This window comes from Eximiradius proteiniborus (genome assembly GCF_058546985.1).
The window spans coordinates 328,368-342,961 of record NZ_CM178592.1; the positions used below are offsets into that span (position 1 = coordinate 328,368).

The 14,594-nt window shown below is 32.3% G+C and carries 8 protein-coding genes; 6 read left to right on the forward strand and 2 right to left on the reverse strand.

The features are described from left to right. The first annotated feature begins 13 nt into the window (after positions 1 to 13). Both ACY2LT_RS01415 and ACY2LT_RS01420 read left to right on the forward strand, forming a co-directional pair. Positions 14 to 2,788: a SpoIIE family protein phosphatase gene (locus tag ACY2LT_RS01415; RefSeq protein WP_491815870.1), complete on the forward strand. Its 2,775-nt coding sequence runs from the start codon at positions 14 to 16 to the stop codon at positions 2,786 to 2,788. Positions 2,789 to 2,933: 145 nt separating this feature from the next. Continuing rightward, the gene (locus ACY2LT_RS01420) at positions 2,934 to 3,539 is read left to right on the forward strand and encodes a T9SS type A sorting domain-containing protein (RefSeq protein ID WP_491815871.1); all 606 of its coding nucleotides are present in this window, start codon (positions 2,934 to 2,936) and stop codon (positions 3,537 to 3,539) included. On the opposite strand, the gene ACY2LT_RS01425 is transcribed toward ACY2LT_RS01420, so the two are convergent. Both ACY2LT_RS01425 and ACY2LT_RS01430 read right to left on the reverse strand, forming a co-directional pair. Next, complete coding sequence (locus ACY2LT_RS01425) at positions 3,532 to 4,638, reverse strand: NAD(P)/FAD-dependent oxidoreductase (RefSeq protein ID WP_491815872.1); 1,107 nt, start codon at positions 4,636 to 4,638, stop codon at positions 3,532 to 3,534. The two genes, ACY2LT_RS01420 and ACY2LT_RS01425, sit on opposite strands and share 8 nt — an antisense overlap. A 3-nt stretch (positions 4,639 to 4,641) precedes the next feature. Next, positions 4,642 to 5,679 carry a chemotaxis protein CheB gene (locus ACY2LT_RS01430; protein WP_491815873.1) on the reverse strand — a complete coding sequence of 346 codons (1,038 nt, stop codon included), beginning with the start codon at positions 5,677 to 5,679 and terminating at the stop codon, positions 4,642 to 4,644. A gap of 142 nt (positions 5,680 to 5,821) precedes the next feature. Between ACY2LT_RS01430 and ACY2LT_RS01435 the strand changes: the two genes are divergently transcribed. The 4 genes from ACY2LT_RS01435 (at position 5,822) to ACY2LT_RS01450 (ending at position 14,589) form a co-directional block, all read left to right on the forward strand. After that, positions 5,822 to 9,769 (forward strand): COG1470 family protein, encoded by a 3,948-nt coding sequence (locus tag ACY2LT_RS01435; RefSeq protein WP_491815875.1) that lies wholly within the window; start codon positions 5,822 to 5,824, stop codon positions 9,767 to 9,769. Between the two features lie 214 nt (positions 9,770 to 9,983). Continuing rightward, positions 9,984 to 12,758, forward strand: coding sequence for a choice-of-anchor D domain-containing protein (locus ACY2LT_RS01440; RefSeq protein ID WP_491815876.1), 2,775 nt, complete (start codon positions 9,984 to 9,986; stop codon positions 12,756 to 12,758). A 167-nt stretch (positions 12,759 to 12,925) separates the two neighbouring features. After that, positions 12,926 to 13,291 (forward strand): ArsR/SmtB family transcription factor, encoded by a 366-nt coding sequence (locus tag ACY2LT_RS01445; protein WP_491815877.1) that lies wholly within the window; start codon positions 12,926 to 12,928, stop codon positions 13,289 to 13,291. After that, on the forward strand, positions 13,291 to 14,589 hold the full coding sequence (locus ACY2LT_RS01450) for a permease (RefSeq protein WP_491815878.1): 1,299 nt from the start codon (positions 13,291 to 13,293) through the stop codon (positions 14,587 to 14,589). Before ACY2LT_RS01445 ends, ACY2LT_RS01450 begins: the two co-directional genes overlap by 1 nt. The last annotated feature ends 5 nt before the right edge of the window (positions 14,590 to 14,594 follow it).

The following is a 14,594-nucleotide window of genomic DNA, read 5'->3' on the forward strand; positions in this document are numbered from 1 at the left end:
TAAGGGTATATCTTTGGAAAGAAGTGGCAATTCATTGTATTATAAGATTGTTTTTATAATAACTGCAACAGTCTTTGTCGTTATTACCTTTTACAATTTTTTCTATACAATATCACTTCCGACCGACGAAAATATCTTCGCTGAACCTATATCTAAATATTATATAGTCAGAAATATCCCGGGAATTAATAAAAATGAGCAAATCAATGTTGGTGATTTGATAATTAAGTTAGATGATAAATATATTGATTCAATCGGACAAATTAATCAATACATCTTTAATAAAACTTCACAGACTTCTATAATATTAACCGTTTTTTGTTTTAAGGAACATAAAGCAAAAAATGTTGCGGTCAATAAAGATAGTCTAAAACAAACTTTTTTTATTAAAATACCTTCTGCTGCATTTGTAACAAGTGTTTCTCCAGGTGGTGCTTCAGATAGAGCAGGGCTTAAGCCAGGAGATATAATTACAAAAATTAATGGCAAAAGTTTTTCTTCTGTTGCAGAAGCAGATTATCTTTTGAGAAGTTCAAAAGTTCCGGTAATAGAATATGAAATTCTACGTGAAGGACAAACATATAAATTAACTATCGAACTCGCAAAATTCGGTATTTCATTCACGCACATGATTTATTTTTTAACTGGTTTGATTTTTATTGCTTTTGGTTGTTTCATAGGGTATTCCCGAATTGAGTTCTTTACAGGTAGATTATTAAGTTTCGCATTTTTAATGGTGGGGTTTGCAATTACAGGAAAATTAAATCCTGTTTTTTCTCTTGGTTATAAAGTTGATTTAGGCTACATTATTATTATTGCTTTGGCAAATCTTTCAGCAATATTTGGTTTAGTTTTCCTTATTCATAGTCTTTTTTATTTCCCGGTTGAATTAAAAGAGTTAGCAAAGAAAAATAGAAAAATTATTTACTCTCTATACATTTTAGGTTCTTTCTTTTTTCTCTGTATTTTGATACCACTATTTTTTAATGAATTTTATTTTTTATGGGTTATCTCTACTTACGGTATCGGTATTTCTTATATAATTATTTTATTTATTCTCTTATTCAAAATAAAGAACTCCAAGCTCACAAAACAAATGCAATCAATAGGAAGACCTATTTATTATTCCATTCTTATCAATATTTTAGTTGTTCTTATTATTCCTATTTTAGCATACTTCAAGTTATATTATTTATTATCTTATATTAATCTATTGCTATTGCTTTTGCCTTTATCTTATATCTATACAATTGGTAAATATCGTTTATTGAATTTAGATTTAAGGATAAGAAAAAACAATCAATATATTATTTCTGTTTTCATTCTAAGAATTGCTCTTTTTATTGTTTTGTTTGTTTTTATTTGGTTTGTGGCTCATATCGATTTAAATTATCCTAATTTACATTTTACAGGAACTTCAATTGAAGTTTTGGAAAAACCAATGAATGAAGAAAATAGACAATTCTATAATACTGCTTTAAGTATCATTCTGTCATTCATTTTTATTTTTTTACTATTAAAATTTTACAATAAAACTTTAGAATTAATAAATAGAAAATTTTATCGCACCATTTTCGATTATAAAAAAATCACTCTTGACCTTAACAATATCATTGAAAAGAACATAACAATTGATGACTTTATCCAAACAATATCTCAGAAGTTGAAAAATTATTTACTTCTAAATAAAGTATGTATTATTCTTTTAGACGAATTAAAATCAAATTGTAGTTCGGAAATATCTAATGATATTTTGAATTATGTATATGCTAATTCGAATGATATAATACAGTTAGTAGGCAAAACCGATAGTATTTTTAGAATTGAATATTTACCAGAAAATTTGCGACAATTATTTCAGAAAGAAGGCTTTTCTGCAATTATCCCAATTAAGCACAAAGACAAAATTTATGGTTTTGCATTAATTGGGGATAAGCTATCCGAAGCTCCAATAGATAGTGAAGATTTTCACATTATTATGTCTTTATTAAATCAATCAGTTGTTGTGATTGAGAACATAAAACTATATGAGGATCTGTCTTCTCGTGAACGTATGCGGCACGAACTTGAGCTTGCTCGCAAAATTCAATTATCTTCTCTGCCACAGAAATTACCTGAAACAGAAAACATCAAAGTCGCAGCGATTACTATTCCGGCTTATGAAGTAGGAGGAGATTTTTACGATTTTATTAATGTTTCTAACGATGGTTTTACTGCGATTATTGGTGATGTCAGTGGAAAAGGTGCTTCTGCAGCATTATATATGTCTAAAGTTCAGGGAATAATTCGCACTTTATCGGAATTTGAACTTCAACCGAAGGAATTATTGATAAAAGCAAATAAATTACTTTATAACTACATTGAGAAAAATGCATTTATTTCTGTGCTGATTGCCAAGCTACATAATTCTCAGAAAAAAATATCGGTTGCTCGTGCCGGACATCTTCCGCTTATTCTGTTTTCTAGTAAAGAAAAAAGAGTGGTAGAAATTAAACCTAAGGGAATAATATTAGGTGCAAGTTCAAATGAATTTTTCTCGGCAAATATTTTTGAAGAGTCATTTGATTTTAGTTCTGGAGATATTCTGCTTTTAGCAACTGATGGAGCAATTGAAGCACGCAACAACGACGATGAATTTGGAATCGAAAGACTAAAAGCATTAGTTTCACATTTTAAATATTTAAACCCGGACGATCTTTTAAAGCATATTTTAAGTGAAATTTATAGATTTTCAGGTAAGGATTATTTTGAAGATGATTTGTCATTAATTATCATAAAAATAGTGTGAAAACTAATTCAATTTCTTTAATTTACGTAATATGAAGGTGTCATTTAAAATATTATTTTTTTTCTTTATTTCTATCTTTTCATTATTTAGCCAAACGCGTGAAAAAATTCATATTGAACAAAAAGGTAGCGTTGTATTAATTTTTGTGAACGACTTATATACTAATTGTGCTTCCAAATATTCATCAGATATTGATATTGATGAAAATACAATCTATGTTACTTTTTTTGATGTTTCTACTCAAAAAGCAAGATGCAATTGTTATATTGATTTAACTATACAAGCCAATCAAATCCCTTCGGGCGAATATAAACTAATAGTTCAGAAACGTGAATTTAAAAAGTTCGGATATTCAAAAGATACAACAACTACTCTTTTCGCTCAAAATATAAAGGTTAAATCTAACAATACAAGAATTATGGCTTCCAATTCAATTGAACAATCTGATTGTAAAAAAACTCAAGAGCGATCAAAAAATGAGACTGGGGTGAGCAAAGAAGTAATTGTAAATACAAACTCAGCAAATTTTACTATTGCATTACTTTTTGTATTGCCCGAAGATTCTGATGTGAACATTCAGCTTTTCAATATGCTTGGCAAGCAAGTATTCTCAACTTACAGGAGTGGATTACAAAAAGGAACAAATAGCATCACGCTTTCAGTAAAAGATCTAAATACAGGTATATATATCGGTAAAATTACGACCAATAGTGGAATTACCTATAATTTCAGATTAAATTGGTCTAAGTGAGAAGTTTCCTAACGTATTTAGCAATTGCAAGTGAGGATGTAAGCCCAGGAGATTCAATTCCTACAAGATTAATAAAACCGTCCAAATTTCTTGCTGTTTCATTTGTTATGTAGAAATCCCTAAAGTTTTCGTCAGGTTTTTGTAGTTTAGGGCGTATTCCAGCATAATCAGGCGATAGCATTTCGAGTGTTAATCCTTTGATGTAACTTTGTCCGGCAGTAAAGAACTTTTCAGCAAGATGATTTGGCACATCGTAATTAATTTGCCTTGAATTCAGAAATGATGTATCAGGACCTAATTTTAATCCTCCATTCAAATCTAATGTGAGATGAATTCCTAATCCTAAATTATTATCTGTTACAGGATATACCAAATGCTTCGTATCAAAAATACTTGAATTTATTTTGAAATAGTGACCTTTGCAATAATTTATCTTTAAATTTTCGTCATTTATCCCAACCATACTTGCTATCTCATCTGAATGAAGTCCAGCAGAATTTATTATAATCGGCGATTTTAATGAGAAGATTTCCCTTTCATCAATTTTAATAAAGATTTCAAATTCGCTGTTTGTTTTTTTTATATCAATTACTTCTGAATTATATGAAAATGTTGTCCCATTTTCAATAGCCAAAGCTTCCAAACACCTCATAAAACTGTGCGTATCAATAATTCCTGTGTTCCTCGAAATAAAAGCACTGTGAGCCTTAATGCAAGGTGAATACTTTTGCAAATATGTATTGCTTACATACTCAATCCCACAAACACCATTCCTTCTTGCATTTTCATATATGGAAATCAGTTTTTCTTCTTGTTCTTTTGTTATGGCAATTACTAATTTCCCAATTTTGTTGAATGGAACTTTATATTTTTCAGCGAATTCATATATTAATCTATTACCTTCGATGCATAGTTCGGTTTTCAGAGAATTTTGGGGATAATAAAGTCCCGCATGAATAACTTCACTATTTCTTGAGCTTGTTTCACAGCCAAAAGACGGGTGCTTTTCAAGCACAATACAATTAAAAATGCTGGAGAGTTCCTTAGCAATTGCTAAACCAACTACTCCAGCACCAATAATAACAATATCTGCAAACATTTATTAATTCTGGTTTTTCTGTGCCATTTTCAGTGAAGCGTTTAGAGGAAATATTAATTCAGATATTTCTTTTCCAATTGCACTGATTGGCAAAACCTTGCAGTTAATTCCAGATTGAACAACAGCTGTTGGCATCGAAGGAGCAGTTGCTGTTGCTGGGTCCTGAACTATCACGTTACCTTTAACAGAAGCAATATGAGCAGCCCCTTGAGCTCCGTCTTTGCCTAATCCTGTTAATATTACTGCAATACTGTATTTCCCAAAAGCTTCTGCTACACTTCTGAATAGTGGATCGGCCGCCGGGCGAACAAAATTTTCCTTTGGACCATCATCAACTGTAATTTTGTACGTTTTGGGATCAATTCGCATATGCTTATCACCGGGCGCAATATAGATATTATCAGGTTCCGGGACAACTCCATCGTAAGCTATTGTTACGTTGAAAGCTGTTTCGCGTTGTAAGCGTTGCGAGAAAGTTTCAAGCATCCATGATGGACCGTGCTGAACAATGAAAAAAGGAGCATTTACTTTTTCCGGCATTTTTTTGAAAAGCTCTATTAATGCAGGAGGTCCACCAGTGCTTGTTGCGATTGCTACTGCAACAAATGGAGGATTTACATCAATTTCTCTTGTTACTGGTATGATTTCAATATCTTCACCGGATTGTTGATGGCGGGCAAGCCCATCCTTCAATCTCATTAGCAGTTCTTCAACTTCTATGGGTTTTGCTATGTAATCATCAGCACCTGATTCAAGAGCATAGGCTCGGGCACCTTCGCTTACAAGCGCAGTTATCATCATAATAAATGGAAGTGGTTTGACGCTTGTTCGCATTCTGCGAATTAGTTCAATACCATCTACTTGTGGCATCATCCAATCAGTTAGTACTGCATCAAACTTTTCTCTTTCCAAATGCTTAATGGCTTCCAGTCCGTTATTTGCTACTACAACGGAATATCCTGCCTTCGAAAGTATCCTTTTTAGTAAAATTGAATTTGTGAGTTCGTCCTCTACTACTAAAATTTGTTTAAGTTCTGGCATAATTTATCTAATATTAGTTGAAATCAATATTTTCAAAAACGCAAGAGTATTCAATTTTATTTTAAATGTATTTTATTTAGTGATAACATTTTTTTTTCTATTTTTGCAAATATAATAATGTTTATTAATAATTAAAATTATTATGAAAAAAAATCTCTACATCTGCCTGTTGATTTTGTTTGTTACATCTTTGAATTTAAGTTCACAAACGAAATTTCTTGTAAGCGAATATAAAAATATTTCTGGAAATACTCAAGGCGAATGGATTGAATTATTAGTTATCGAAGACAATGTTAGTATTGTCAATTACTACTTGAGAGATAATTCTGGTGATGGATTGTGGATGGGAGGAGTTCGATTTAAAGATGTCCCACTATGGAGAAATTTGAGAAAAGGAACTTGTATTTTAATCTACACAAGAAACACAAGTGGTATCACAAATGACATCGATGCTGAGGATGGGTTTATTCGTCTTTCTGCTGAGAACGAGAATTATTTTGAAAAAGTATTGGAGAATGCAGTTGATTGGTCTTCTTCTGCTCTCAACTTCAATCAAACTACCGAGTGTATTCAGTTACTGGACAATAATAATAATCACCATCACGCACTTGCTCAGTCTGCAACAAATATGGTTTTAACTACAATTGCTGTGCTCCCATATCCAAAAGTAGTTCACCAAAACGATAATGCTGCTGCCGCTGTCCGTTTTTGGGGGTATGGTGGAGGACCATATCACCAGGTTTCCGGAAACGATTCCACAACTAATGTTTCCTATGGCGAAACACCGGGCTACGCTAATTTACCACCCAATCCATCTATTACTCCCAAGAATCATTACTTTTGGCGTTCGCTCAGGCAACCTGAATGGAGTAATCCCCAACTTACTATCTCACTTGTAAGTGAAGGGGTTAAATTGAGATGGAATAGTGCAAATGATGTTTTTCCTCAGGATAAATATCAGGGGTATCTTATTCTAAGACACTTGAAAAAAGATGATGCAAATGCTATTCTTCCGCAAGACGCTTATGTCTATAACGAAGGACAATATTTAGGACATTCTGTTGTGGTTGCAAACATTAAAGGCAGTGATATAACTGAATTTATCGATAAGAATTATGAATGTGATGTCGAATATGTTTATAGAGTTTTTGCTTATCGTTACTCCAATACCGGTGATGAAACAGATAATAAACCAGAAACTGGACGAGGACGTTCATATAACGAATCAAATTATGCACGTGCCGAGATAAAAACACCAGAAGCTGGCAAAGCGTCGATCTCGCTTTTAGTTCCGGGTAAAACTACATTTTGTGTGGGCGATACCATTACTTTATTTGCGAATGTTTCCACTGGTAATTTCACTTATCAATGGCTAAACAATAATGTAGTTTTCTCTAACCAGAAAAAAGACACAGTTTCTTTTGTTGTTCAAAGTGGGATTTCCAGAATTACTCTTAAAATTATTAATGAAATAAATTGTTCCACTACTTCAAACGAAATTGTAATTGAAGGTGTTGAAATTCCGAAACCATATTTAGCACAAATCAAAGGGAAAAAAGAAGAACGAATTACAAAAGATGATACAATTTATTATTGTTTTGGTGATACTCTGAAATTAGTTGGAAATGCAGGAATTACTTCATCAGAAACTCAGATTGTTTGGTATAAGGATGGTTTACCTTGGATTTCAGCTCTTAAAAACGTTTCAATTACTTCAAGCGGAAAATATTATTTCAACGCAATAAATAAGAACGAATGCAGTAGATTATCTCCAACTGTTACAGTTATTTTCAGAGAATATAATTTTGATGTAACTCCCAAAAGTTTAAGTTTTGTTGTATCAAAGGATGAGGATTTTATTGATCAAGTCATTACCCTAAACAATTTAGGGAATTCCACTCTGGAAATTACTCAAGAAATGCTCATTATTCCAGTGCCTTATACAATTGTTGAACCTAATACTTTCCCGATTTTAGTTGCTCCAAACACATCTGTTCAGATTAAAATTCGCTTTGCACCGCCTGATTTCAAGCTTTATAAAGGTAGATTGATTTTTGCAACTCCTTGCAACACAAGATTTGTATCTATCCAAGGATATAAAGATGCCGGTAAATCTTTTCTATCCGCTGGTGATGAGAATATCTATTTAGGAAAGTTTCTTGTTTGTGATTTACCACTTGAAATAGACACAACATTGAGCATTACTGCAATTGGAAATGAAAATCTCATTCTGGGCAATATTTCTTTTTCAAATTCAACTGATTTTGATATAACTGTAACCCCTCAGACATTAGTAAAACCATTTGAAAGTTTTCCTATCAATGTTAAATTGATTTCTAATCAAATCGGCAATTATAAAACAACGCTTTTTATCCCGTATAAACCTGAAACAACCGGGACTAATTATGACACTCTTAAAATCAATATTGTCGCTGAAATATATGAACCAATACTTAATTTTAACTCGAATGTGAATTTGAAAATTGAGAATTGCAGTCGCGACACAGTTTTCACTCTTCATTTAATGAATACCTCGCCAGATAGAATTATTTTAAAGCAATTTTCCTCGAGCAATATTCAAATATTGGATTTGCCACTTGAAATTGAGCCTTATGGAAGTGCTGATGTTTCGATATACTTCAAACTTCATAAAAATGTGGAAAATATAAATACAAATTTAAACTATGAGCCCTGTTCAATGGCACTTCCAATTGATATTTTTGCAGAATATGGCGGTATTATTCCTTCGCTTTCTGCAAATTCAGTTGATTTTGGAACAGTGTATTATTGTCAAACTCCGATTGAAAAAGAGATTAACCTCCAAATATTGAATTATAAATCACCTGTTGAAATAAAACAAATTGAATATCAAAACAATTTCTTTTCTCTCGATATTCAGGATAATCAATTTCTTCAAGATGCAAACTCGATAAAGGTTCGTTTGTCAACCAATCAAATTGGACATCATTCATCAGTGATTTCTCTGATTATTGGTGATTGTAATGATACAGTAAAGATTCCTGTAAATGCAAATATTATAGACCTTTCCTATACATTATCGACAAAAACACTTGATTTCGGAACAGTTGAGCCGGGAAATGAAGAAGTTCGTTCATTTGTTTTTCAAAACAATTCAAATGATGAAATTATTATCTCAGGGCTTGATTTCCTTGATAGTAGATTTGTTGTTATCAACCCGACTTCATTCCCAATTTCTTTAAGTAGTGGTGCATCTGTTTTGTTCGAAATAAAATATATACCTCAGGATTTTGAGGAAGAATTAGTGTCTTTTGCGTCAATTCAATTTATTGCTCCGTGTCAAATTCAGGAGAGAATCACTCTTAAAGGCAATAGCTCTAAAAAGAAACTTACAGTTAATGCAACTCTTGCATTGCCTCAATCAAAAGTGTTTATTGAAGCAGGTAAAAAAGTTAGAATTCCAATTAGGTTGTATGCTACTGGAACAAATAAATTAGCACAAGGTGAACTCAACAATTTAAGCTTTAATTTAGTTTATAATCCAAAACTTCTCTATCCTGAAACTATTTCTCCTTCCGGTAGTATTGTTAATAATTTTAATAAATTAACAATTAATGAAATTGGAAGTGGAATCGCCAAAATAGAGATAACAACCAAAAACGCTAATTTATTAGATGATGGCGAGATTTGTTCAGTAGAATTTTTAGGTTTGCTTGGCAATTCATTTAATACAAATTTAACAATTGATTCTGTAGAAATCATCAGTCCAAATGATTTTATTATTACAAAATTAAACGGGGAAGTTGAAATAATAAGCAATTGCTTGCCGGAAAATAGAATAATTGAATATATCGATAAACCTCAAATCAAGATGATTTCTGATAACAACAATACAATAGAAGTAGAAATAACAAAAGTAACAGACAATTATTCTCAGTTAATGATTTTTGATTTGATGGGGAACCAAATAATGAATATAAATGGGTATAGTAGTAAAGCTGGGAAATATAGATATTCTTTCGATAAGACAAATTTTGCTAATGGTATTTATCTCTTGACATTTGTTGAAGATGGATTTTTTGTTAGTAAATTAATGCTTATACGCAAATAAGCTGAAAATACTGATTAAATTCATCAATATATTTAAGAGTTGATATATAGGTATCTAAAAAGATAAAAGCCGATATATCAATATTGAATCTAAAATTTCACTTTAATTAATTCTTGTTAATTAGCAATAATATTGTTAATTTTATGTGTATTTTTATACATTATTATTTGTGCTATTCGATTATTAACTTATAAATATTATGGAGCGTTTTATTATGAAAAGATTATTTACTCTCGCAATCCTATTAGGATTGTTTGGTATTTTTTCATCTGCTAATGCAGATTCTCCTCGTAAAGTGTTATTTCAGCATTTTACGAGTGCAAGCTGCGGACCATGTGCTCAACTTGCCCCTGAATACTACAATTATGTCAAGTCGAATTTGGATAAAGTAATTCCAATTTCTTTCCATGGTAATTTTCAGCAAGATATTATGGAAGACCACTATGGCGAAGCTGCTCAGACTTATGCGAATTACTATTCAATACAGGGAGTGCCAACTCTTGTAATCTCTGGTAATAAATACAAAAGTTCACCAATCCCCAGTAATTTTTCAAGTATTGTGAATTCTGTCTCAGCTGGAAGTTCTCCTATCACAATTAATATTCAAAGCTCAAAAACTGGAATTACAAATAATTTATCAATTTCGGTTAATTCTTCAAAAAAATACTTAAATGATTTGTATCTTAGAGTTGCTGTTGTAGAAGCTTATCACTATTATGATAACGCTGGTACAAATGGGGAAAAGCATTTTTATTTTATCAATAGGGATATGCTTCCAAATCCTCAGGGTACTTCTTTCAAAATAAACAAAGATGAAACTAAATCATTTAACCTTTCTTATAATTTACATCCTGAATGGCATCCTAATATGGTATTTGTTGTTGCCTGGGTCCAAGATGACAGTAACAAAGAAGTTTATCAAGCTGCTTCGACACCTATTCCTGATTTAACTAATATCGAAAATAAACCTTCATTTACTCTGCAAATTACTGCTTCCGAACCAGCAACTAAAGTTGCAGAAATGCATGAATATACAAAAACTTTCCAGGTCAAAAACAACAATAATTTTCCTGTGAAGACTGCTTTCGTTATTGTTCCGGATATGAGTTCTATTCCTGATGATTGGAATGTTGTTTTAGACAAAGCCGAAGAAACAATACCAGCTGGTGGAACAACTGAAGTAAAAGCTACTGTCAATACTGGTATTGAAAACGCTCTTGGAGTTATTACACTTGGTGCTATCCCATTGGAAGACTACGATCTTCCGAAAAGTGCTACTAAAAGTGTTTATATGCTTTCTGAAGGAGTTAAGTATGTGATTTTCAATTCTATGATGAGCATGTACGGACCGCCTATTTTTAAAATGGTTCTTGATCCAACCAATTATGGCGATAAAACTGCTTTGCTGCCTTTTACTCCTGAAATTACATCTGTTTTCAAACCTGAAGACTTTGATGTTGCAATTTTCTCTACTACTACTCCTTATGGTTCGATAGCATTTCTTTATCCAGATATGATAAATGCAATTAATAAAATGCTCAATAATGGGAAAAACGTAATTGTCTTCTCCGATGCAAGTGGTCTTGCTGCTAATCATCCACAAATGCCTCAAGAATATGCAACTCCTATTAATAACTTTTTCTCAAATACGTTGAAAATTCAATATGCTGGAACTCTTGGGTGGGTTCAAAATAACACTATCTATCCATTCCGTGTTTCAGGATTGCCAACAGATACTGTGGGGCGTGATTTCACCTCTGATTTTAACAGATCAAATGTTCTATTTACACCATATACTGATTACTTCACCATTCCTAATGGCAGTCAGGCTGAAAAGGTTTGTTATTATTATAATGAACAGGATCCTAATGATATTTCCAAAGTCGCTGGCGTTCGCTTAGAGAATCCTAATGGTTCAAAGATTGTATATTTTGGCTTCCCGCTTGAAGTTGCAACAAGCATTGCAGCGCAAAAAATGTTGCTTTCGAATGCTTTCCGCTGGTTTGTTGGTGAACAAAAAACTCCTCAACCTGAAATTGTTACTGATTTAACTAATATTGATTTTGAAGTTGTTAAAATTGGAGAACACAAAGATATTACTATCGAAGTATACAATTTGGGAGATGCTGAGCTGAAAATTTCTAAAATTGAAGTTCAAAATGATCCAGATGGTGTTTTCACAATTTTAGATCCAGAAGTTCGAACAGTTGAACCAGAAGGAATGACTACTTACACCATTCGTTTTGCTCCAAAGGAAGAGAAAGTATATACATTAAGCGAGCTAGTAATTTTCAATAATGATAAAAATTATAAAACTTACACTGTTGGACTTAAAGGTTCAGGAGTATTGCCAGAAGCTACTGGTCCGAGAGTGAAACTTTCTGCTACAAGTGCTGATTTTGGTATTGTTGATACTGATAAATACTCCGATATTTCTATTGAAATTAAAAATACTGGAATTCAGGACCTTGTCATTACACAGTTAAGAATTGACAATAATGAAGATAATGCTTTTGAAATCATTAGTAATTTAACTAATCCATTACCTTCATCTATTCCACCGTCTGAAAAATACACCGTCACTGTTCGATTTACTCCAGTTTCTGATAAAACTTACAATGCATTTTTGAGATTTACCGCCAATACTCCTGAAAATCCTTATTATGAAATTCCTTTAAGTGGTATTGGAAATATTCCAACAAGTATTGTGGACAATAATAATGATTTATTCCAAATAAAAGTTGGACCTAATCCATTCGCTAATTCTACTAACATTTCATTATCTATCAATCACAATAAACCAGTCGATGCTCAAATTTTCTTAGTTGATATATCTGGTAAAAAAGTAGAATCTATTGTTAATGGCACTATTGCCTCAGGATTGCATAATTTCAAATTTGATGGTTCATTTGTTCCTAATGGAACATATTACTTGGTTTGCGATATAAACGGTAAGAGAACTGTTTTGCCAATGATAATTTCTCGTTAGCCATAATTGACCAACTCCTAAATTATAAGAAGCGGCTTTTTGAGCCGCTTCTTTTTTATTTGGATGATATTTCTCGATATATGATTATTAATTTTATTGTATTCTTTTGTTTAAATGATTAATTTTCATTTTGATGATTGTCGAAATGTCTAAATGTAATGAAAGATATGAGAAAAAAAATTGAAGTTTTGAAAGCAGTGTCTGAACCAAATAGAATTAGAATTCTGATGCTTCTTAAGAAGAAACCATTATGTGTTTGCGAAATCACATCTATTTTAAAGTTAAACACTTCAACCATTTCAAGCCATCTCTCTATATTAAAAAATGCGGGTTTCATTGTTGATGAAAAAGAAGGAAAATGGATAAATTATAAAATCAGTGAAGAAATTGATGAATATAATTCTGCGATACTTGAAGTGATTTCTGATTATTTCTCAGATGAGCCTCAATTATTAATAGATTCGGATGAAATTGAAAATGTAAATAGATATAGTTTAATTCAATTGCAAACTAATGACAAAAGGTGTAAATAATGGATTGGAGAAAAGAAGGTAAAATCCTATTGTTTATCGGACTTGTTTTTTTAGGTTTTTATTTCCTTCCAATAGGCGAACATCGATTTGACAATGCTGTTTTCGAAGCATTGTATTTAGCAAAATGGTATGCGCGAGAACACGTGATTTTTTGCCTTATACCAGCATTTTTTATTGCTGGTGCCATAGGTGTTTTTATTTCTCAGCAATCCGTAATGAAATATTTGGGAGCAAAGGCAAACAAAGTGCTTGCTTACGGTGTTGCTTCAGTTTCAGGTAGCATTTTAGCAGTATGTTCTTGCACAGTCTTACCATTGTTTGCAGGTATTTACAGAATGGGTGCCGGTATAGGACCAGCAACTGCATTTTTATACTCCGGCCCCGCTATCAATGTTCTTGCAATAATACTAACAGCAAAAATTCTCGGTGTTGAATTAGGGATTGCGCGTGCAATTGGTGCAGTTGTCTTTAGCATTGTTATTGGATTGATTATGCATTTAATTTTTCGCAAAGAAGAAGAGGAAAAAGCCATTCAACAGGCAGAACTTCCTCAACCTGAAATCAAGCATAGATTATATCAAAATGTGATTTATTTTGGTTTAATGATAGCAATTCTTGTGTTCGCAAATTGGGGTAAAGCAACTCCCGATGAAAGATTTTTCTACTTTATATTTGAAAATAAATGGTGGATAACATCTATTTTTTCGGCTCTTTTTGCTTTTGTATTAGTTATTTGGTTCGAAGTGAAGTTAAATAAAATCATTGCTGTTGCAATTCCAATTATTGCTTTATCTTTTATTTTTTATGGTAATCCGCTCATTCCTTTTTTAGCAGGTATAATTGCACTTACTTACCTAACTAAAACAAGCAATGACGAAATGCAGGACTGGCTATACCAAACTTGGGATTTCACTAAGCAAATTACTCCATTGCTTTTGTGGGGTGTTCTAATCGCGGGTTTTGCTTTGGGGCGACCTGGCAATGAAGGAATCTTACCTTCACAGTGGATTTCTTCTCTTGTAGGAGGGAACTCACTCGGAGCGAATTTTTTCTCATCGCTTGTGGGTGCTTTTATGTATTTTGCTACATTAACCGAAGTTCCTATTGTCCAGGGATTGCTCGGTAGTGGTATGGGAAAAGGTCCTGCACTTGCACTTTTGCTTGCTGGTCCTGCATTGTCATTACCAAATATGCTTGTTATTAAAAGCATTATGGGAACAAAAAAAACAATAATATTTGTAAGTTTAGTGGTTGTTCTATCTACAATTACAGGATATATTTTTGGTCTGTTATATTAATTTTG

What these genes read in the sequence shown, in the direction of transcription:
- ACY2LT_RS01435 (WP_491815875.1), top strand. Translation starts at nt 5,822, where the DNA reads ATGAAAAAAAATCTCTACATCTGCCTGTTGATTTTGTTTGTTACATCT.
- ACY2LT_RS01440 (WP_491815876.1), top strand. Translation starts at nt 9,984, where the DNA reads ATGAAAAGATTATTTACTCTCGCAATCCTATTAGGATTGTTTGGTATT.
- ACY2LT_RS01445 (WP_491815877.1), top strand. Translation starts at nt 12,926, where the DNA reads ATGAGAAAAAAAATTGAAGTTTTGAAAGCAGTGTCTGAACCAAATAGA.
- ACY2LT_RS01430 (WP_491815873.1), bottom strand. Translation starts at nt 5,679, where the DNA reads ATGCCAGAACTTAAACAAATTTTAGTAGTAGAGGACGAACTCACAAAT.
- ACY2LT_RS01425 (WP_491815872.1), bottom strand. Translation starts at nt 4,638, where the DNA reads ATGTTTGCAGATATTGTTATTATTGGTGCTGGAGTAGTTGGTTTAGCA.
- ACY2LT_RS01450 (WP_491815878.1), top strand. Translation starts at nt 13,291, where the DNA reads ATGGATTGGAGAAAAGAAGGTAAAATCCTATTGTTTATCGGACTTGTT.